25 protein-coding genes are annotated in these 20,932 nt (G+C 37.3%); 20 read left to right on the plus strand and 5 right to left on the minus strand.

All coding sequences use genetic code 11. The features are described 5' to 3' along the window. Positions 1-8 precede the first annotated feature (8 nt). Positions 9-851, minus strand: a complete 843-nt coding sequence (locus V7S76_RS11915) for an AraC family transcriptional regulator (protein WP_459510348.1) — start codon at positions 849-851, stop codon at positions 9-11. Between the two features lie 130 nt (positions 852-981). Between V7S76_RS11915 and V7S76_RS11920 the strand changes: the two genes are divergently transcribed. From V7S76_RS11920 to V7S76_RS11935, 4 genes are read left to right on the plus strand one after another with little or no spacing between them, the layout of a single operon-like run. Continuing rightward, on the plus strand, positions 982-1,812 hold the full coding sequence (locus tag V7S76_RS11920; protein ID WP_459510349.1) for a phytanoyl-CoA dioxygenase family protein: 831 nt from the start codon (positions 982-984) through the stop codon (positions 1,810-1,812). Continuing rightward, positions 1,799-2,641, plus strand: coding sequence for a sugar phosphate isomerase/epimerase family protein (locus V7S76_RS11925; RefSeq protein WP_459510350.1), 843 nt, complete (start codon positions 1,799-1,801; stop codon positions 2,639-2,641). The genes V7S76_RS11920 and V7S76_RS11925 overlap by 14 nt, the downstream gene beginning before the upstream one ends. 11 nt (positions 2,642-2,652) lie before the next feature. Beyond that, positions 2,653-4,572, plus strand: coding sequence for a beta-L-arabinofuranosidase domain-containing protein (locus V7S76_RS11930; protein WP_459510351.1), 1,920 nt, complete (start codon positions 2,653-2,655; stop codon positions 4,570-4,572). A gap of 8 nt (positions 4,573-4,580) precedes the next feature. After that, complete coding sequence (locus V7S76_RS11935; protein WP_459510352.1) at positions 4,581-6,125, plus strand: alpha-amylase family glycosyl hydrolase; 1,545 nt, start codon at positions 4,581-4,583, stop codon at positions 6,123-6,125. Between the two features lie 49 nt (positions 6,126-6,174). On the opposite strand, the gene V7S76_RS11940 is transcribed toward V7S76_RS11935, so the two are convergent. Continuing rightward, on the minus strand, positions 6,175-6,522 hold the full coding sequence (locus V7S76_RS11940; RefSeq protein ID WP_459510353.1) for a winged helix-turn-helix transcriptional regulator: 348 nt from the start codon (positions 6,520-6,522) through the stop codon (positions 6,175-6,177). A gap of 102 nt (positions 6,523-6,624) precedes the next feature. Between V7S76_RS11940 and V7S76_RS11945 the strand changes: the two genes are divergently transcribed. The 13 genes from V7S76_RS11945 (at position 6,625) to V7S76_RS12005 (ending at position 16,012) form a co-directional block, all read left to right on the plus strand. Next, positions 6,625-7,161: an NADPH-dependent FMN reductase gene (locus V7S76_RS11945; RefSeq protein ID WP_459510354.1), complete on the plus strand. Its 537-nt coding sequence runs from the start codon at positions 6,625-6,627 to the stop codon at positions 7,159-7,161. Next, on the plus strand, positions 7,158-7,892 hold the full coding sequence (locus V7S76_RS11950; RefSeq protein ID WP_459510355.1) for a pirin family protein: 735 nt from the start codon (positions 7,158-7,160) through the stop codon (positions 7,890-7,892). Before V7S76_RS11945 ends, V7S76_RS11950 begins: the two co-directional genes overlap by 4 nt. A gap of 93 nt (positions 7,893-7,985) precedes the next feature. Beyond that, positions 7,986-8,165 (plus strand): hypothetical protein, encoded by a 180-nt coding sequence (locus tag V7S76_RS11955; protein WP_459510356.1) that lies wholly within the window; start codon positions 7,986-7,988, stop codon positions 8,163-8,165. A gap of 91 nt (positions 8,166-8,256) precedes the next feature. After that, positions 8,257-9,492, plus strand: coding sequence for a glycoside hydrolase family 71/99-like protein (locus tag V7S76_RS11960; RefSeq protein ID WP_459510357.1), 1,236 nt, complete (start codon positions 8,257-8,259; stop codon positions 9,490-9,492). Between the two features lie 73 nt (positions 9,493-9,565). Continuing rightward, positions 9,566-9,772, plus strand: a complete 207-nt coding sequence (locus V7S76_RS11965; RefSeq protein ID WP_459510358.1) for a hypothetical protein — start codon at positions 9,566-9,568, stop codon at positions 9,770-9,772. Between the two features lie 72 nt (positions 9,773-9,844). Continuing rightward, positions 9,845-11,251, plus strand: coding sequence for a neutral/alkaline non-lysosomal ceramidase N-terminal domain-containing protein (locus tag V7S76_RS11970; RefSeq protein ID WP_459510359.1), 1,407 nt, complete (start codon positions 9,845-9,847; stop codon positions 11,249-11,251). Between the two features lie 95 nt (positions 11,252-11,346). Further along, on the plus strand, positions 11,347-13,083 hold the full coding sequence (locus V7S76_RS11975; RefSeq protein ID WP_459510360.1) for a neutral/alkaline non-lysosomal ceramidase N-terminal domain-containing protein: 1,737 nt from the start codon (positions 11,347-11,349) through the stop codon (positions 13,081-13,083). Positions 13,084-13,191: 108 nt separating this feature from the next. Then, positions 13,192-13,749 carry a hypothetical protein gene (locus V7S76_RS11980; RefSeq protein ID WP_459510361.1) on the plus strand — a complete coding sequence of 186 codons (558 nt, stop codon included), beginning with the start codon at positions 13,192-13,194 and terminating at the stop codon, positions 13,747-13,749. A gap of 2 nt (positions 13,750-13,751) precedes the next feature. Further along, positions 13,752-13,979 (plus strand): helix-turn-helix domain-containing protein, encoded by a 228-nt coding sequence (locus tag V7S76_RS11985; protein WP_459510362.1) that lies wholly within the window; start codon positions 13,752-13,754, stop codon positions 13,977-13,979. Next, on the plus strand, positions 13,963-14,442 hold the full coding sequence (locus tag V7S76_RS11990; RefSeq protein WP_459510363.1) for a GyrI-like domain-containing protein: 480 nt from the start codon (positions 13,963-13,965) through the stop codon (positions 14,440-14,442). Before V7S76_RS11985 ends, V7S76_RS11990 begins: the two co-directional genes overlap by 17 nt. 5 nt (positions 14,443-14,447) lie before the next feature. Next, a complete protein-coding gene (locus V7S76_RS11995; RefSeq protein ID WP_459510364.1) occupies positions 14,448-14,852 on the plus strand; it encodes a VOC family protein in 405 nt (134 codons plus the stop codon). A 199-nt stretch (positions 14,853-15,051) separates the two neighbouring features. After that, positions 15,052-15,708: a phosphoribosylanthranilate isomerase gene (locus V7S76_RS12000; protein WP_459510365.1), complete on the plus strand. Its 657-nt coding sequence runs from the start codon at positions 15,052-15,054 to the stop codon at positions 15,706-15,708. 13 nt (positions 15,709-15,721) lie between these two features. Next, a complete protein-coding gene (locus tag V7S76_RS12005) occupies positions 15,722-16,012 on the plus strand; it encodes a hypothetical protein (RefSeq protein WP_459510366.1) in 291 nt (96 codons plus the stop codon). A 14-nt stretch (positions 16,013-16,026) separates the two neighbouring features. Here V7S76_RS12005 and V7S76_RS12010 read toward each other — a convergent pair whose 3' ends face one another. Next, complete coding sequence (locus tag V7S76_RS12010; RefSeq protein WP_459510367.1) at positions 16,027-16,725, minus strand: type III pantothenate kinase; 699 nt, start codon at positions 16,723-16,725, stop codon at positions 16,027-16,029. 56 nt (positions 16,726-16,781) lie between these two features. Between V7S76_RS12010 and panD the strand changes: the two genes are divergently transcribed. Continuing rightward, positions 16,782-17,132 (plus strand): aspartate 1-decarboxylase, encoded by a 351-nt coding sequence (gene panD / locus V7S76_RS12015; RefSeq protein ID WP_459510368.1) that lies wholly within the window; start codon positions 16,782-16,784, stop codon positions 17,130-17,132. Here panD and panB read toward each other — a convergent pair. After that, the gene (gene panB / locus V7S76_RS12020; protein WP_459510369.1) at positions 17,129-17,944 is read right to left on the minus strand and encodes a 3-methyl-2-oxobutanoate hydroxymethyltransferase; all 816 of its coding nucleotides are present in this window, start codon (positions 17,942-17,944) and stop codon (positions 17,129-17,131) included. The two genes, panD and panB, sit on opposite strands and share 4 nt — an antisense overlap. Continuing rightward, positions 17,941-18,741: a pantoate--beta-alanine ligase gene (panC, locus tag V7S76_RS12025; protein WP_459510370.1), complete on the minus strand. Its 801-nt coding sequence runs from the start codon at positions 18,739-18,741 to the stop codon at positions 17,941-17,943. The genes panB and panC overlap by 4 nt, the downstream gene beginning before the upstream one ends. Positions 18,742-18,785: 44 nt before the next feature. Here panC and coaBC point away from each other — a divergent pair, with 44 nt between their 5' ends. Continuing rightward, on the plus strand, positions 18,786-19,988 hold the full coding sequence (coaBC, locus tag V7S76_RS12030) for a bifunctional phosphopantothenoylcysteine decarboxylase/phosphopantothenate--cysteine ligase CoaBC (RefSeq protein ID WP_459510371.1): 1,203 nt from the start codon (positions 18,786-18,788) through the stop codon (positions 19,986-19,988). 59 nt (positions 19,989-20,047) lie between these two features. Beyond that, positions 20,048-20,815 carry a hypothetical protein gene (locus V7S76_RS12035; RefSeq protein ID WP_459510372.1) on the plus strand — a complete coding sequence of 256 codons (768 nt, stop codon included), beginning with the start codon at positions 20,048-20,050 and terminating at the stop codon, positions 20,813-20,815. The last annotated feature ends 117 nt before the right edge of the window (positions 20,816-20,932 follow it).

Consider the following 20,932-nt stretch of genomic DNA (forward strand, 5'->3'; position numbering starts at 1 on the left):
GCTGATATTTATTTAGAGTGACTTTCCTTGTACTTTGAAGGGGTCGTTTGTTTTATTTTCATGAAAACCCGATTAAAATAACTCAAGGTTTCAAAACCACATTCAAAAGAAATTTGACTCACTGTTTTTTCTGTTTGTACCAATAAACGGCATGCTTCGTTGATACGTATTTCATTGATATAATTGGAATAGGTTTTTCCTGTCGCCTTTTTAAAAAATTTACAAAAATTGCTTTCCGTTAAATGAATCAAATCGGCCACCTTTTTTATAGAAAGTTTGTCGGAAAAATGGTTTTGGATGTAGTTGCAAACCTTATTGATCCGCATTTCACTTTTTTTCGAAACGACGTTGTGAAATGTATTTGGAGCAATAAAGGAGGTTTGTCGTTTTGATAATTCGTCTAAAAGAGAAATTAACCCAAGGATTCTGTCCACACCATAGCTTTCCGTTAATTCATTCATTTTAGCCCTCAATGTTTCATCGGGACCAAAACTAATTCCTCTACTAGAAGATTCTAACATATTTTTGATCAACACACTTTCATGAAGATCCAGAAAAGGAGAAATGAATTCTTTGGAAAATTGGATAACAATAGCTTCTGAATAGGTATCGTCAGATTGTTTATTTGACCAAGTATGAGGCAAATTACTTCCCAATAGAACCATATCCCCCTCTGCAAATTGTTCGTATGAATTCCCAACAATTCGGTTTCCGTTTCCTTTTACAATGCATGTCAATTCATACTCCGGATGGTAATGCCATTTAAACTCAAAAAAGGGCACTTGAAAACGATAGGCATAAAAACTCGAATGTCCCTTTTCGGAACGAATGTCTTCTAATTGGGCTTTCATGGCATAATATTAACTTATTTATTCCATAATTTTTAAATATTATTCAATATAGTACCACAATTGGACAAATTAATGAAAATGACAAACCCAACTATTGAATAATTTTGAAAATCAAAAATGGAATCTTTCAATGGAAAACTTACCCCAATCAATCACCCAATTTCTGGCTATGCCATATTCGCTGGATCAAGAGCAGATCGATTTTTATCAAAAAAATCGATACATCAAGTTGAAAAATGTGTTAAATCCAGAAACGGTTCAATTCTTTAATGAAGCTATTTCAAAGCAAGTAGATGTCATGAACAAGGAGCAAACAGCACTTGAAGAAAGATCCACCTATGGAAAGGCTTTTTTACAATTATTCAATTTATGGTTGGAAAACCCTATCGTCAAAGAATTAATTTTTAGTAAAAGACTCGCCAAAATTGCTACGGATTTAATGGAGGTAGAGGGGGTTCGTTTGTACCACGACCAAGCTTTATTCAAAGAAGGGGGTGGAGGCATAACGCCATGGCACGCGGACCAATATTATTGGCCTTTGGAAACGGACAAAACGGTTACCGCTTGGATGCCTTTGCAAGCCACTCCTTTAGAAATGGGTCCTTTGGAATTTAGTGCAGGAAGCCATTCCATTGTGGAAGGGCGCGAATTGGAAATTGGAGATGAAAGTGAAGAATTGATTCAAAAGAAATTGCGAGTGACGGATTTCAAACATGTCATTGAAGCTTTTGATTTGGGTGAAATAAGCTTTCATTCAGGATGGGTGTTTCATCGGGCAGGAGCAAATGTGACCGATGAGATGAGAAAAGTAATGACCATTATTTACATGGATAAAGATATGCTCTTAAAAAATCCAGAAAATAAAAATCAAATCAATGATTGGAACACCTGGTGCCCTGGAGCCCAAATTGGAGAAATAATCAACTCGCCCATTAACCCGATCCTCTATGCAAACGAATAAGGAAGTTCATTATATCTGTACCTATTGGGGTTGTGAACATCAATCGGCTAAAGAATTTCTGTCACATGTGATCGAAAATGGCTACAATGGTGTGGAAATCAATTTTCCGGATGACCCTCATTTTATCTCAGAATTCATGGATGAGCTGGAAAAAATCAGAAAAAATAGTCATCCCAATTTCCTTTTTATTGGCCAACAAGTGTTGCCGCTTAAAAAAGAAAGTATAGCTGAATACACCCAAAGATTAACCGAACGATTGCGTTTTTTGACAAGTTTAAAGCCCAATGCTATCAATTCGCATACGGGTAAGGATTATTATGATTTTGATGACAATTGTCAAATCATTGAAATCGCAGAGGAAATTGCTAGCCAGGCAGGAATTCCGCTTTGGCATGAAATTCATCGTGGTCGATTTTCCTTTCACTTAAAAACACTTTTGAATTACCTGGACAAATACCCAACATTAAAATTGGTAGCGGATTTTTCCCATTTTTGTGTCGTATCAGAAAGCGATTTATCGGATCAGCAAGAGGTTTTAAGCCGTATTTATCCCCATATCCAACATATTCATGCTCGCGTAGGATTTGAGGAAGGGCCTCAATTAAATAATCCCTTCGCCCCAGAATGGAAAGCCTATTTGGAGCATTATTTAGCTTGGTGGAAGGATATTTTGGACCTTCATACCAAACGCCATTCTGTTCCTATGACCATTACGCCCGAGTTTGGGCCCTATCCTTACATGCCGCAAGAACCATTTACAAAGAAACCTCTATCGATTCAGTGGGACATTAACCTGCAGATGAAAAAATTCTTACAACAAAATCTTTAATCATAGAACAGATGAAAAATAGTTTATGTATACTATTCCTTCTCGCGTCTTTTTCCTTGAATGCTCAATCGCAAAATTCAACAAAAAGCAAAGAAAAATACCAAATTCTGCCATTTGGAAGTATCAAGCCTAGCGGTTGGTTGAAAACCCAAATGCAAAAAGATGTGGAAGGTTTTGTGGGTAATTTAGATATCATTGTACCCGATTTAATCAATGATCCCATCTACTCTAAAGCCCGTTTACACAAGAATTCCCAATCAAAAGATTTGGGAAATAATAAAGAAGGAGATACCGAAGGTTCTGAACAATACAAATGGTGGAACAGTGAAACCCAATCCAATTGGTGGGATGGTTATATCCGAAATGTGATCCTTTTAAATGATCAAAAAGGACTTCAAAAAGTCGATCAATACATTCAAAATGTGTTGAAAACACAGGATGAAGATGGTTACATTGGTATTTACGACAAAGAATTGCGCTATCATTTCAATACTGAAAATGGAGAATTGTGGTCAAAAGCTACCATGTACCGTGGTTTGTTGGCCTATTACGAATATTCTAAAAATCCAAAGGTATGGACAGCGATTGTCAGGGCGGTGGATAATGTCATGACCAATTATCCCATTGGGAAATCCAGTCCGTTTTCTTCGGGTAAAGAATTCAATGGGGGTGTGTCTCATGGATTAACTTTTACCGATGTTTTGGATAAAATGTATCAAATAACGGGTGACACCAAATACACGGATTATGCACTTTTTCTGTTTCAAGATTTTAGCAAAACCTACCAATCGGAAAAGGATGTACAATTATCTTACCTATTTGACCCCAACTACAAACTGTCCAATCATGGTGTTCATACTTACGAGCATTTGCGACCGATCATTGTTGCGGCTTTTGCGTCCAACAACAAAGAATTACAAAAGGCTTTGGACATTTATATTCAAAGAATTGAAAAAACAACCACCCCAACGGGTGGAGCCATCGGAGATGAATGGATTTCAGGAAGATATGCCAATTCGACCAACACCGGCTACGAGTTTTGTTCCTTGCATGAACTAATGGACAGCTATTCCGTTTTATTTCAAAAACAAGGAAGCGCGAAAACGGCAGAAGCCATTGAAACCATTTTTTACAATGCTGCTCAGGGTTCCAGAAATCCCAATCAATCTTGTATTGCTTATTTAAAAACCGACAATTCATTTGAAATGTTGGGGACAAGAAATGGAGAAGCAGAGGCGAATCGAAAACAAACCAGATACAAATATTCACCAGCTCATCAAGATGCAGCCGTTTGTTGCAATCCAAATGCTGGCAGAATTAGCCCTTATTTTTTGGAAAAAGCATGGTTAAAAGAAAGCGCCAATTCCTTAGTTAATGTGCTTTTAATGCCAAACATCCTACAAACAAAGGTGGACAATAATCTTGTAAAAATTGAAACGATTACGAATTATCCTTATCAAAATTCCTTTGTTTATAAAATATCGAATCCTGCGAGAGCGAATTTCAAAATCAAAATTCGAAAGCCTGAGTGGGCGATTGATGTAGTCACCAAAGAGAAATTTACGATGGAAAATAATTTCTTGGTTTTTGATAGAGCTTTTGGCCAAGAGGACCGTATTCAATTGTCATTTACAGCGAAGGTTCAAATAAAAGAAGATTTAAACAAGGAAAAATACGTTCGTTATGGCGCCTTATTTTATGCCAAACCGATTGATGCCATAGAACAAAAAGGGAAAACCTACGTATCCCATTTTACGGATATCATGTATCAACCAAAAGCATTCAGCCGCTTTGAATGGGTAGCAGAGAACCAGGCTACTTTCCGGGATGGTCAAATTATCCTGAAAGCAAAAAATCAATCCAACAAGCAAGTCGAAAAGATTACGCTAATTCCTTTTGGTAAAACCATTTTACGACAAGCTAGTTTCTAACAATCAACATGAAAAAATTCACTCTATTTTGCCTTTTATGGATGGCAAGCCAAAACATTTGGGCACAGAAAAAACAAGTTCATCGTCCAAAAGGAGAAATCATTTACCACGTTTGCCAGCGCAGTTTTTATGATAGCAATGGCGATTTAAATGGCGACTTAAATGGACTTCGTCAAAAACTGGATTATTTACAAGATTTGGGGGTGACCTCCATATTGCTTTTACCGCTTTATGAAGCCGACTGTTATCACAATTATTTTGCGAATGATTTTGAGAAAATAGATCCAGAATTCGGCACCATGGAAGATTATATCCAATTGGTGAAAGATGTTCATCAAAGAGGAATGAAAATTTACATGGATATGGAAACCCAATATGTTACGAATCAACATGTATGGTGGAAAGATGCTGTTGGAAATCTTGATTCAAAATACAGCGATTATATTTTGTTTGATGATGCCAAACATCAAATTCCCTCCACCATGGTTTTTGATTTGAAGGAATTGAAAAGTTTTGATGGAAAGGTCATCACGGCAACAACAGTCAATTTAAAAAGTCCAAAAGTGTTAGATTACAATATCAAACTCTTTTCCTTTTTTATTGATCCCAACAAAGATGGAAAATTCAATGATGGAGTAGATGGCTTTCGACTCGATCATGCCATGGATCATTTGGATGGAAAAGCAAGGTTGACCCATCTTTTCACCGAGTTTTGGAAACCTTTGATCGCAGAAATCAAGAAAGTAAATCCAAAAATAACCATTGTTGCGGAGCAAGCAGACTGGAATGATTATGGATTCGAGTATTTTGAAAAAGCAACGGTTGATAGGATGTTTGGATTTGGCTTAAAACAAGCCATTTTATCATTCGATAAACAGCAATTAATCAACAATGCTGAAATTTTATTGAATAAAACCCCTAAAGGAAAAGACCAACTCATATTTATAGAAAATCATGATTTAGATCGATTCGCTTCTTTGGAACCGAACATTCAAAAACAAAAAGTAGCAGCAGCATTGATGATGTTGATTGGTGGGATACCTTCTCTTTATTACGGACAAGAAATTGGCATGCAAGGGAAAGGAAATTCATTTGGAGGAACGGATGGAAATGACATTGGCCGTCGGGAGGCCTTCGATTGGTATCAATCAGGGGAAGGAAAAGGGATGCCTTTTTGGTATAAAAATTCGGGTGATTGGTGGACCAATGCCAATCTAAAACCGAACGACGGAATTTCATTGGAAGAACAAAAAAACGATCCGAATTCCTTGTTCCAGTTGTATAAAAAACTGATCAAATTGAAACAAAACTATCCTGCATTTGATATAGGTAGATATGAAAATGTTCCCAACAATAATCCTTCTATCTATAGTTTTTATCGAAAAGAAGGAAATAATACCATGTTGGTATCTGTGAATTTATCGGATAAAGTACAAGAATTTGTGTATTCAGATTTCATACAATCTGCTTCAAATATTTGGGACACCAAACAAAAATTGCAACAAAAAAATAGATTACAAGCTTACCAAATTTCGATTTGGAAAATGAAGTAAGGACCTGCCAATTGTGGAGGCGCAAAGGTTGAATTGCGCCTCTACATGGCTACTTATTGATCACTTCATTTCTAAAATGCATTCCCCATTTTAGCATTTCTTTCAAGAGAGGCTTCAGCGACTTGCCCAATGGCGTTAAGGCATATTCAACTGTTACGGGCATGCTATCATAGAGCGTACGGCTAATGATTTGATTCATTTCAAGAGCCTTTAATTCTTGAGATAACATTTTGGGAGAAATATCATCAATGTCTTTTTTGATTTCTCCAAAACGTTTTTCGCCATAGGTAAGCGAAATGATAATCGGGATTCTCCATTTGCCTTGGATAATTTCTAAGGCATCTCTGGAAGCCATTAATTTATATGCACATGCTGATTTTGATTGCTTATCTTCCATTGCTAAAATGATAATTAGATTACTTATAGGTAACTACTTACTTTTAGGTAACAGCTATCTTTCATAAAGTAAATATAGTACATTTGTCATAAAAAATACAACATGAAAATAATCACTATGGGAGGAAGTAACTCCAAAAACTCCATCAACCGGTCTTTAGCCTATTTTGCAGCTGAGCTTTTTGAAGTAGAAACAATCGTTAAATATGATGTTAGTCAGATAGAGCTGCCGATTTACAGCATCGACAATGAAAATGAATCAGGCATACCTGTTGAAGTATTGAATTTTGCACAGCAAATCGATGAGGCTGATTTGATGGTGTTATCGTTGGCAGAGAATAATGGATCCTTTAATGTCGGATTTAAGAATTTAATGGATTGGACATCTCGAATGAAAGATCGAAAAACCTTTAATGGCACTCCTATTTTCTTAATGGCCACTTCCCCAGGTCCAAGAGGTGGAGCAACAGTATTATCATCTGCTGAAAGTCTTTTTCCTTATTCAGGAGCGGAGATTGTTGGGACTTTTCTACTTCCTAATTTTTACCAAAACTTTGATTTTGAAAAGGGAATTATTCAAGAAGAATTATTGAACGAGTTAAAATCAAGCATTTCAAAAATTAAAGCACGTTTACAATGATTCAGGTAATTAAGAAATCGGAGCAACTCAACGACATTATTTTTAATGGTCGATTTCGTGCTAATAAGCCTGTTTTTAATGGGAAATCTAACGTAAAACCTTATTCTAGTTTATTTTATTGGAGCAATGGATACATTGATGAAGCCTGTGAATTTGGATTACATCCCCATCAAGGTTTTGAGATAATGACGTTTCTTTTAGATGGTGAAAGTGAGCATTACGATACGTCGACAAGGGTTTGGACACCGCTACGTGCAGGGGATTTTCAAATTATTCAATCCAACAGTGGGATCCAGCATCAAGAGCGAATAAAGAAAAATTCAAGGGCATTTCAGATTTGGTTTGATCCGAATTACCAAGAAGCTCTTACCAAAGCGCCTTCTTATGTCGATTATTCGGGCGATTTATTTCAGCCAATCATGATGGACGGAATTTCTACCATTGAATATGTTGGAGGAAATAGTTCGGCACAAGTATTGACTCCTCAGCTAAGTATTAAAAAATTGATATTGGAGGAACGAACGAACATAGACATCGTTTTGAATAGTCAAATGTCCTATACCTTTTATGTGATCAAAGGTTCGGGAACCGTTGACGATCAAATGGTGGAGCAAGATGATTCTATACGAATGAATGATTTACAAAATGTAAACATATATTTTAAAGGGGAGTTGTTTTATATCGAAAGTCCTACTAAGCTGGCGTATGCTCCAATTTGGAATAAAATGTAGAAGGGTTGAATTGTTTTTTGTGAAAGAATCCTAAGGTTAGGATTCTTTCTATGAAAAAAGCCTAAATTTGGGTAGATCGTTACAAATCTTCCAATGAAAAAAGATAATAAAAGGAATGGTGGCACCGGGATTGGCATAGGAGCCTCCATTGGACTAGCTATCGGTTATGCGCTCGGTTCTAAATCCGGTAATCATTCCCAATATATAGGATTAGGTTTGGCCATTGGCGTTGCGGTCGGTGCGGTCATCGACTTTATCAATAGAGGCAAATAAATAAGAAAACTTTATTCTTTTTTGACCGGGCAGAAATTGACTTAATTAATCATATATTTGATTTTGTGTCGTTGAATGAAGTTCAATCTAAATGCATCATAAATTATTTCTTCTTTTCGTAGTGTTTTTGATTTCCTGCTCGGAAAAAAAGGAAACAGGAATTAGCCTCGAGGAGTTTAATGTAACAGAGTATCCACCCAATAATCTTACCAAAAAATATTCCATTCCGGTTTATGCGCATTACATGCCTTGGTTTGAGAGTCCTGAATTTGCTGAATATCCCAATACTCAAAAAGGCAATTGGGGTTATCACTGGACCATGGCAAGCAAAAATCCCAATATCTCCATCAATGGTAAGCGAGAAATAGCTTCTCATTTTTACCCACTCATAGGCCCTTATGACAATGGCGAACCTGATTATTTGGAGTACGCTGTAGTTTGCATGAAATTGTCAGGATTAGATGGAATTTTGATTGATTATCCAGGAATTACGGAAGTGAATGATTGGAAACTGTTGCATCAGCATACATTGGCCATTATCCCATATCTCAAAAAAGCGGGTTTGAAATTTGGCATTGTCTATGAAGATGCGGCTTTAAAAAATGCTTTTGAGCAGAAAATCATTTCGGATAAAGTATTAGAGGCCAAGCGAGTAATGAAGTACATGAATGATCAATTTTTTTCCGATCCCAATTATATCCGACTGAATAACAAACCATTGTTGATGAATTTTGGTCCACAAGCCATCTTTACAAATAATGAGTGGAAATCTATTTTTGCGGATATTCCTTCAATTAATTTTTTGCCTTTAGCCTATCATGGCCAAACATTCAATTTATCAACTTCTGTGAACGGTGCTTATGCTTGGGTGGACGAAACAATGAATAATAATTTTTATAATTACTGCTCTAAACTAGAATTTTGCATAGGTGGAGCTATGCCTGAATTCAAAGATTTTTACAAAGAAGGTGGTTGGGGCAATGGATATACCACATACAATGCCTTGAACGGACGGTTATTTGAGGAAACTCTTCAACGAGCAAAGGCTAATCGGATTGATGCGATTCAAATTATTACTTGGAATGATTTTGGCGAAGGGACGATGATTGAGCCAACACTTGAATTTGGATATTCCAGATTAGAGCAATTGCAAAGCTTTTTGGGAGTCAATTATTCCAAAACAGAATTGGATTTAGCGGTTCAATTGTATAAAAAACGAAAAGAAAATAAAGGCAAAGTCTTGGAAAATAAAAAATTGGATCAGGTTTTTTATTACCTCGTTTCTTTGCAAATAGAGAAAGCTAAAAATTTACTTAATGGATGGTAAAGGTTATTATGACAAAAATTGTGAATATTCAATTTTTTTTTGTCAGATTTAACACTTCCTTATTTAATTTTTTATGAAAAATACGTCTAAAATAAAATGGTTAGTTCAATCTGCAGGAGGTTTGATATTAACAGGGGCAGGCTTATCCTTAGCCATAGATGCTGGAATTTCAAAAATGCAAGGTGGTGAATGGTTTTGGTATGGTACAACGTCACTCATCATTTTTCAAGCCGGCTTATGTTTCGTGATTGACTCGGTTCGACATAAAAAGGGGAAATGAGCTTTTCCTCAAAAGAAGCTTTTAATGAAGTTGAAATGAATGTAGTTTTTTGTTCAAATGTCAAATAGAATTATGAAAAAGAATAGAAAAATTCGTATTGCCATTGCTGGTTTGCTGAGTATCGTCTTTGTTATCTTATTTTTTCTAGTTTCTTGTCGAGTAGATCATACCCCATATTTTACAACGAGTTATTATCAACAGACCAAAAATCGCTTGGATAGTCTACAAAAAAAACGCACAGTTAGTAATGATTATGTTGAAGCGGGTTTTTCCAAAGTCAGTATAACACCTAGTGTTGGGAATGTTAAGGATAGCCTAGAACTTGGACAATTTAAAACGGTTCCTTTAGCTGGTTTTGGTGCACGTAAAGGCAAAAGTGCGACAGGTGCGCATGATAGTATTTTTGTGAAAGCGGCTGCTATAAAAGTTGGGCATCAATTAGCGGTGATTGTTGGAGCAGACATTTTAATCATGCCACCCAATATCATTGATCAAGTTACTTTATTACTTGAAAAGAAAGGGATTCAGCGCAATCAAGTATTTTATTCCGCCTCACATACCCATTCTAGTATCGGAGGATGGGGTCCTGGTTTCATCGGAGAGCAATTTGCTGGTCCATCCAATCCAACAATTAACCAATGGCTTGTACGTCAAATCGCTCAGGCAGTAACCAGCGCCATTGAGGATCTTAAGCCCGCTCAGATTGGGAATGGATATTTTAATGCGGCCCCATATACCCGTAATAGGCTTGTTGGGGAAATGGGAACCAAAAACAATGATTTCAATTTTATTTCCATTCAACAAAAAGCAGGTCGAAAGGCTGTGATTGGATCTTTTGGAGCGCATGCAACTACCATGGGTTCGGATAATATGCAATTTAGCGCCGATTATCCAGGTTATTGGCAACGTAAAATGGAGCAAGGAACTGTTGATCTAGCCATATTTTGTGGAGGCTCTGTTGGCAGCCAAAGCCCCTCTGGAGAAGGAAATGGCTTTGAGAAACCTAAAAAAATAGGAGAATCGCTGGCTGATAGTCTGGTAATTCATTTATCGAAAGTGGAGCTGAAGGATAAAATTGAGATGTCAACAATGAGTTTAAAAATGGACATGCCGGATTACAATATTCGTTTAACAACAAAAATACATTTCTCCACATGGCTGAGTAGAAAATTAATGCCATTTCCTGAAAATGTGTACTTGCAAGCCATTAAAATTGGTCATCTCATTTGGCTAACTACGCCTAGCGATTTCAGTGGCGAGTTTGCTCGTCAATTAAAAGATGCTGCCGCCACAAGAGGTTTTAATGCAAATGTGACAAGTTTTAATGGGAGTTATGTGGGATATATTATTCCAGGGAAATATTTTTACCTAGATGCCTATGAACCAAAAACGATGGGATGGTTTGGCCCCAATATGGGAGAATATACCTATGAATTACTCAGAAATATATCTGAAATAATGACACAACCAATTCATTAGATGTAGACAAATCTGTTCCTTATTTTTTCATACTTCTTGAAAATTTTAGTTTTATATTTGAATTGACTAATTTGTCGATTTAGATTTAAACTAAAATGAAAAGATTCTGTCTATTTCTGGTTTTTTTTATTTCTTTCGGACTTAAGGCTAATTTTAGGGCCGCTGTTGTGACAGTTGATATTACACCCAAAAGTCCCAAAATGCTTTTAGGTTATGGAGCTAGACAATCGATAGGCATACGCGATCGCATTTTTCACCGCATTGTTTTGTTAGATGATGGATTTACCCAATTTTTACTTGTATCCTCTGAATTATGTGTCATTTCTCCTGCTACATATGACCAAGTAGCTTCAGAAGTGAATCAACAATTGGGGATAAATCCCATCAATTTTTGGTGGACCCTGACACATACGCATTCCGCACCAGAACTTGGTACGCCTGGCCTACCAGCTGTTTTTATGAGCGATCGTTACCAGCATCCTGTTGATTTCGAATATTTAAAAGAGGTTAAGCAAAAATTATTCGATGGGATTATCCAAGCGAGGCGTCTACTCAGGCCAGTCAAAATTGGATTCGGAATGGGGGAATCTAATGCCAATATTAATCGACGGGAAAGAAGGGCTAATGGTAAAATTGCCTTGGGATTTTATCCAGAAGGGCCAGTAGATAATCAAATTGGCTTAATTCGATTAGATAATATGGATGGAAGTCCTTTGGCGATTATAGCCAATTTCCCCATACATGGAACATTTTTTATGCAAGACAATTTATATATAAGTGGGGATGTCCCGGGGCTTATTTCCAGGTATGTTCAAGAGAAATTGGGAGCCCCCGTCTTATTTATCAATGGTGCCGCTGGAAATTTAGCCCCCAATACCTTACTTCAAGGTGGTAAATCTGTTCCCAAAGACACTTCCATGGTGGTTTTTAAAAGGGCTTTGGGAGACAAAATAGTTGAGGTTTATAAGTCTATCATCCAACTCACGCCATCCATGCGAATTAGTTCAGGCTCACTCCCTATTGAGTCGTTGCGAAAAAAATCATTAACATGGATTCCCGAATTGAAGGCATATGAAAAGAAAAATACAAAGGGAGAAGATGTAGTAATTCTGCCTGCCAGATTTTTGAAGTTCAATCAGTCATTGGCCATTTGGAGCCTACCGGGTGAACTATTTTGTGAAATTTCCAATGAAATCCGGAAAAATTCTCCATTCAAAAATACCTTTTTCTATGGTTATACGAACGGCTGGCTGGGTTACATTCCCACCGCCACAGAATATGCCTTGGGAGGTTATGAGGTTGAAACCGTTTCACCATTTACAGCAAATGTTGAAGTCGATGTTAAAAAAGCGGTTGGGAATTATTTGAAAAATGAGTTAGTGAAAACCCCATTTCCAGTGGATTCCGTGAATCGACCCCGAAGGGTTATGGCAGAGGCAGATGGTTCATTGCGTTTGACGGCTGAAAAAGGGAAGGCGAAAGGTCCAAAAATTCAATATATGCCTGAGTGGCGGGCATTTGGATGGTTTACGGCAAAAGACGAGGTGGTTTGGGAGGTTCAAGTTCCTGAAAGCGGAAATTATGAAGTGCTTTTGGAATGGTCAGTAGATGATGAGGAGGCCGGTAAGTATTTTTTGTTATCCAGTTCAAAAGGAAAGCTAAAAAAACAAGTACGGCCAAGTGGGTCTTGGGAAAACTACCAATCAGAGATTATGGGTCTATTGCCTCTAAAAAAAGGACTAGAACGCATTCAGTTTAAATCAAATGATTATTTTAAAGAAGGCGCAATTTTAGATTTAAGGGAAATACGTTTAAGAAAAGTGCTTGATTAGTATAATTTAAAACCATTCGTTTTCACAGAGCCGCTAAAATTTGGGGCAAAAATATTTATTGTTTATCAATAAATATTTTTAGATTTGTGTCATATAATTTCCTACTTTATGTTGTCAAACAAATCTGATTTATTGTTAAAAGTGCTACATGTGATATCCTGGATTATTTTTGTAGGCTTATGTATCGATTCCGGTGGACAGATTGTCAATGCCTTCGTTTGTCTATTTATGAATCCCGCTGCCGCAGCTCATTTTTGGGGCGGATTGAATTTAGATCCTCTCTATCAATTCGACCAAAGTCATTTTGTGACCTTAGTAGTTTTGATGATCATCGTTTCTTTGTTGAAGTCGATATTATTCTATTTAACAGTCTTTCTTTTTCACAAAAAGCAGCTCAATCTATCCGCTCCTTTTAATGAAACATTGGGAAAGTACATTATGAATTTCTCCTTTTTGGCTTTTGGAATTGGCTTATTTTCTTATTGGGGAAATAACTTTTCTAACTGGCTGAACATAGCAAGTGAAGGTTTAGTCTCTCCTTCTCAACAATCCAGTCAATTCGAAGGCGCTGATGTTTGGTTATTTATGGGTGTCATACTCATCATATTTGCTTTGATTTTCAAAAAGGGGATTGAAATACAATCTGATAACGATTTAACGATTTAATTATGCCTATCATTGTCAATTTGGATGTCATGATGGCGAAACGTAAAATGTCGCTGAATGTCCTATCGGAGAAAGTTGGCTTAACCTTGGCCAATCTTTCCATCTTAAAAACAGGTAAAGCAAAGGCAATTCGATTTAGCACTTTGGAATTGATTTGTCAGGTGTTGGATTGCCAGCCGGCAGATATTTTGGAATATAGCAAAGAAGAGAAAAATGAACCCAAGAATTGAAATCCTAAAAGAAAAGAAATTAGTCGGCAAATGCCTATCCATGAGTTTTGCCGATTACCGCATTGGAGAATTATGGGCAAGTTTTATGCCGAAAAAGAAGGAAATTAATCATTTGATGTCCAGCGACTTGATTTCAATGGTGGTATATTCTCCCAATCATTTTTTGGATTTTCAACCCACCCATGTATTTGATCGATGGGCAACTGTGGAAGTAGCCAATTTTGATCAAGTGCCAGAGGGATTGGAAACCTTTGTTTTGTCGAGTGGATTGTATGCCGTTTTTCATTACACGGGGTCAGCTAGCGGCATTTCTGCTTTTTACCAAGAAATTTTTACGGTCTGGTTACCCAATTCTGAATTTGATTTAGATGACCGACCTCATTTTGAGGTATTAGGGGATAAATACAAAAAGAATGACCCAACCTCAGAAGAAGATATTTGGATACCGATCAAGAATAAATAATGTTTATGAAACAAATTTTTATTAACCTGCCTGTCAACGATTTAGAAAAATCCATGCAATTTTATCTTGCCTTGGGCTTTACAATAAATCCATTATTTACAGACAAAGAGCAAAAATGTTTGGTATGGTCGGAGGCTATTTTTGTAATGCTACAATCCAAGCAATTTTTTAGTTCTTATATAAAAAAACCATTGCTTGATACTAAAAAATATCATTCTCCTTCACATACTTTGCCCGTTGAAAATGTAGGAAAAGTAAATGAAATGATGGAAAATGGACTAAAAGCAGGAGGAACAGAACCGGTTCCTAAGCTGACAGAAAGTTTTATGTACTTGAGAAGTATCGAAGATTTGGATGGACATCTTTGGGGAATTATGTATTTGGATGTGGATGCTTTCAAATTAATTTGAGTTATAAATTTGCCAACCAAAACGTTAAATTATTTGAAAGCTATGTCCTGATATTTATCACTCTTTTATTTTAAATAGTTAATTTTATCCTTTCCAAAATCAACCATTTTAGAATAGAGAATGGCAGCAGGATCTACTGCCATTTTTGGTTGGATTACAAGGGGGAATCAATCAGAATTTAAAATATTTTTTACAAAGAATGAACACATCCACCGTAAGAGTAAAAATTTGTTGTATTAGTAGTATTGAAGAGGCAAGATTAGCGGTACAATATGGCGCTTCAGCGCTTGGATTAGTTGGAAAAATGCCCAGTGGTCCGGGAATTATTGACGATGCCTTGATTCATTCCATATCAAAATCTGTTCCGCCTCCCATTTCCACATTTTTATTGACGAGTGAGACCAGTCCAGAAGCAATTATCGATCATTATCAAAAGGTTCATACCTCCACGATTCAATTGGTCGACGCATTGCATGAGAGGCAATATCAGGCCATCAGGGAAGTGCTTCCAAGTGTCAAATTGGTACAAGTGATTCATGTTATCGACGAACATTCTATTGAAGAAGCGATTGAAATCTCCGAGTTGGTGGATGCTATTTTGTTGGATAGTGGAAATCCGAATTTAGCGACCAAAGAATTGGGTGGAACAGGACGAACGCACAATTGGGAATTGAGCAAAAAAATTCGTGAAAGTATCCAAATTCCATTGTTTTTGGCCGGTGGATTAAACAAAGATAATGTCCGAGAAGCGATTGAATTTGTTCAGCCGTTTGGGATTGATTTGTGCAGTGGGGTTCGGACAAATGGCCAATTGGATGAACGCAAATTGGCCGAATTTTTTACAGCGATAGGATAATTAATAGATGACCATGATTACACTGATTTCCTTTAAAGAATCACTCGCATTATCGGAACCTGACAAGAGTTATTCTTTGATTTTAAAAAGCCTTTGGTACGATGCCAAGGGCGATTGGAATAAGGCGCATGATTTTGTGGACCAATTATCGGGTACTGATGCAGCATGGGTGCATGCCTATTTACACCGCAAAGAGGGCGACATTTGGAATGCGGATTATTGGTATTCAAAAGCCAAAAAAACTCGACCGAATGTCAGTTTGGAAGAGGAATGGGAGAGTTTACTTTTAAATTTTCTCGAATAGTGCCCTTTTTTTTCTTAGCATTCAAGCATGGATATATATCCTTTCCAAGCTAGATTCTCATCTATGGGATAATAGTCAGCAAAAAAGGCTGCATCCCCTCCGGTTAAAATCACTTGAAGATCCGGATAATGGATTTTGGCTTCTTCCACAAAACCCTTTATTTCAAAAAGCGTGCCGGCCATTACGCCTGCTTGTAAGTTGGTTGGAGTGTCTTTTCCCCAAACATTGAATGGAGGGTTAGGAGTTATGAGGGGTAATTGGTCGGTAAATTGGGCCATTGATTTTGCCCGTAAGGATAATCCAGGACTAATTGCTCCGCCAACAAATTCTCCGGAGGATTGGATCAAATTATAAGTAATGCACGTACCTAAACAAATACATAGACAATTTTGCTTGGGAAATTGATGAAGGCAGGCTTCGGCTAAAATAATTCTATCTAATCCTAAGGTTGTTGGGTCGTAATGGGTAAAACGGAGGTGTGAATCTTCCTTACGAATAAACCTAACGGTATAATGTTGCTCTAAATGCGCTAATAATTCAGTTGGAATGGCAATGACGCTACAAATGACCAACTGTTTTATCAGTTTTGGATTTTCAATATTTAGGATACTTTCAAATGTCAAATCAGTTATAAATCCTGATTTTACCCAATCTTTCCCATCAAAAATGGCAAATTTTAAACGAGTATTTCCAAAATCAAAGCAAAGTATCATGTGTAGCTGTTAATAATTGGCTAATTTTGTAAAAATATATCAATCCGCCATAAACAATGTACCAAATTCAAATTTTAAAATCCAAAGTACACCGCGCCACCATCACCGAAGCCAATGTTGATTACGTTGGAAGTTTAACCATGGACGAGGATTTAATGGATGCCGCCAATCTGATTGAGCATGAAAAAATCCAAGTGGTGAATGTGAACAATGGGGAACGCATTGAAACCTATTTAATCAAAGGAAAACGTGGCTCAGGAGTCATTTGTTTGAATGGTCCTGCTGCCAGAAAAGGGGTAGTGGGTGATATCGTCATCATCATTTCTTACGCTTTAATGGATTTTGAAGAGGCCAAAACCTTTGTTCCAACGGTTATTTTCCCTAACGGAAAAAACGTTTTGGTTTAATACGATTCTTCCGTGGAAGGAAAATTACCCGACTTCACTTCTTCCACGAAGGAGCTTGTTGCGCGTGTAATTTCGTTTCCTACATGTGCAAATTTGCGTACAAACTTCGGATTAAAATCTTCGTTCATTCCTAGCATGTCGTGCATCACTAATACTTGCCCATCGCAGTCAACCCCTGCTCCAATACCAATGGTTGGAATGTGCAATGTTTGACTTACTTGGCGGGCTAAATTTGCGGGAATTTTTTCCAATACAAGTGCAAAACAACCGGCTTCTTGCAACATTACTGCTTCCTTGATTATTTTTTCAGCAGCTTCATCGCTTTTGCCTTGAAGGCCATAAGAACCAAATTGATGGATGCTTTGAGGCGTCAAACCCAAATGTCCCATGACTGGAATTCCGGCTTTGGTAATTTTGATAATCGATTCCAAGACCTCTTCTCCCCCCTCTAATTTCACGGCATGCGCGCCGCTTTCTTTCATGACACGGACTGCGGAACCGAGTGCCAATGAACTATCTGATTGGTAGGAACCAAAAGGTAAATCAACCAATACCATGGCTCTTTGGGCACCCCTACTCACACATTGTGCGTGGTAAATCATTTGATCTAGGGTAATCGGCAAGGTGGTTTCGTGGCCTGCCATTACGTTGCTTGCACTATCGCCAACCAAAAGAATATCAATTCCAGCAGCATCTAACAGTTTAGACATGGTAAAATCATAACAGGTTAATACGGCTATTTTTTCCCCTTGCGATTTCATGGATTGAATGCGACTCGTTGTTACTCTTTTTACTTCTTTTAAATAGCTCATGAAAATAATTTATTATCTATTAATCGAACACCTCCCAAAAAAGCAGCCACTAAAATAAGGTAAGGTTTTTCTCCCATTCCCTTCTCTTCCAAGGTCAAAGGATCCGCACAGGCGATATAATCAATGGATTCAAAACCGTTTTGAAGGAGATTTTGTTTGAATTCTTCTAAATTGGATAATTCAAATCCTTTATAAATAGAGAGGGCTTGCTCTTTTTGTATTTCTGATAATCGGGCATTTCGGCTACTTAAGGCCAAACCTGTCGTAGACCTTACGGTAGGACAAGGAATTAATTGTACACTTGACTTTGTGATTTCCAGCATTTTGCGCACGACAGCGATTTGCTGGTAATCTTTTTCCCCCATAAAAAGTTGGTGGGGTTGTACGGCTTGAAGCAATAAATCCACTACCACACAAACTCCTTGAAAATGTCCTGGCCGATATTTTCCTTCTAAAATCGATTCTAGAAAACCGATTTCATAATGTGGCAAATTCTCAAATCCATTAGGATACATTTCCGAAACAGATGGATAAAAGACCACATCACAGCCTTCCTTTTCCAATTTTTCTAAGTCTTCATGCAAAGTTACAGGGTATTTTTCGAAATCACTTGGATCGTTAAACTGGGTAGGATTTACGAAAATGCTGCATACAGTTATATCACAAACTGCTTTTGAAGCTTGAATCAAGGCCAGATGACCCTCGTGCAAAGCTCCCATGGTTGGGACAAATCCAATGGTTTTACCGCTTGATTTTAAATAGCTTTGTAATTCACTCGTCTTTTGAAATTGTTTCAATTCATTATGTTAATGTTCAAAATTACCATAATTTTGCCCAAATTATGAAATCCATGCCGCTTAAAGGGAAAAGAATTATTCTGGGAATTACGGCTAGCATAGCAGCGTATAAGTCCATCCAGCTTGTCCGCTTGTTAACAAAAGCAGGCGCGGAGGTGCGAATTGTCATGACAAATGCGGCAAAAGAGTTTGTTTCGCCTTTAGTTTTATCGACGTTCTCTCATCATCCTGTTTGGATAGAATTTCATGAAGGAGCAGTTTGGAACAATCATGTGGAATTGGGATTGTGGGGAGATGTTTTTATCGTAGCACCTGCTACGTGTAACACCTTGGGGAAAATGGCCAATGGACTTTGTGATAATGTGCTTTTGGCTACTTATTTATCGGCTCGTTGTCCTGTTATCGTAGCGCCAGCGATGGATGAGGATATGTTTTTACATCCTGCTACTCAGCATTCTTTAGACAAATTAAGGTCCTTTGGAAATACCGTCCTTCAAGTTAATTCAGGGGAATTGGCCAGTGGTTTAGTAGGTCAAGGGCGAATGATGGAGCCAGAAGAAATCATGCAATTCTTAATTGAAAATACGTTTAGAGGAAAAAAATATGCGGGGAAACGGGTATTAATTACGGCCGGACCTACCCAAGAATTACTCGATCCAGTACGCTATATTTCTAATTTTTCCACGGGTAAAATGGGAATGAGTTTGGCAGAAGAATGTTATCTGCAAGGGGCTGAAGTGATATTAATCGCCGGACCACTACAGGTTCAGAAAACAATGCAAGGAATCCAATTAATTTCGGTGCAATCGGCCGCTGAAATGGAATCGGAATGTTTGGCCCAACAAGCTGATGCAGATTTGATAATCATGTCGGCTGCCGTGGCGGACTATCGTCCTTCTTCCATTTCTCCTGAAAAGATTAAAAAATCAGACTCGAGTTCTCATTTAGTTTTAGAGAAAACCACGGATATTTTAGCTGCCTTAGGTTCGGCCAAAAGGCCTGGACAAATCATTGTTGGCTTTGCTCTTGAAACGGAAAATGAAGAGGCCAATGCCAGGAAAAAAATGCAAGAAAAAAACACGGATTTTATCGTGTTGAATTCCTTGAATGATTCCGGTGCCGGATTTGGATTAGCAACCAATCAAGTAACTATTTTTTCCGTAGAAGGGGACAAAAAAAGGGTACCATTGCAATCGAAAGAAGAAGTGGCCAAGGAGATATTGGAATTTGTGTTTATTCCCAATTAGTCGATTTGATTTTTTTGTATCAGGAAGGTAAACTTTTGTTCTAAATTATATTTTGTAAAATGATGTTTTCAAAATTTGCCCTAGTAAAAAACATTTATCAAATAACGGATGATCACAAAGGCATTTTCAACCTAAATGTGCAACGCTTGTGTGCGTTATTTGTTTTATTGACTCCATCAACTGTTTGGTACCATCTAACCTTTAGGACCTATCAATTCTCCAAATATTTGAAATTCTTGTTTAGGAATGAATCAGGGAATTTTGAGCAGATACGTTTAAAGCTGTTTTTAAGAATGCTTGTCCTGTTGAAAAGATCCCAAAGGCCATTTTATATGCCATATGAATTTAATTCCAACCAGGTGCGGGTAGATCATGCTACCTTATATTGTACCACCCATTTGCCCATCATGGAATTGGGGATTAAGGCATTAATGGAAAATAATTACCCCATTGAAGTAGCTATTGCGGCATTTCCCAATCAAGATTTGACGATTACGTTATTGGGATTAAAGGATAATTTTCCAGTTATTAAAAGAGACCCTTATGTACTTTTAAAAACTAAATCGATACTTTCAAAAGGGTCCTCCGTTTTTGCCATGATAGATAGAGATCAACTAGATGATTTATCTCCCAATAGCATGAAAATTTGCCGTTTAGCTTCCGCTAAGGTAGTTTTTGTATTCGCGAAGGTGGATAAAAAAGGGGTGATTCAGATTTGGCTGGAGAAGGCGCCTTTTCCAGATTGTGCGATAGATGAGCAAATTCAACAAAATTTAGAACATCTTAAAAAGGTAAGTCTCCAAATTATGAAGACTTATTTAAATTAAGAATCCGTATCTTGCATGAATATTGTTGATTATTGTTTTACGTATATAGTTTTGCGTTCGCTTTACGTATATAGTTTTTACTTATTAATTGATTAAACGGTTCTAAAATTTATCTTC

Source organism: Aquirufa sp. ROCK2-A2 (assembly GCF_054558485.1).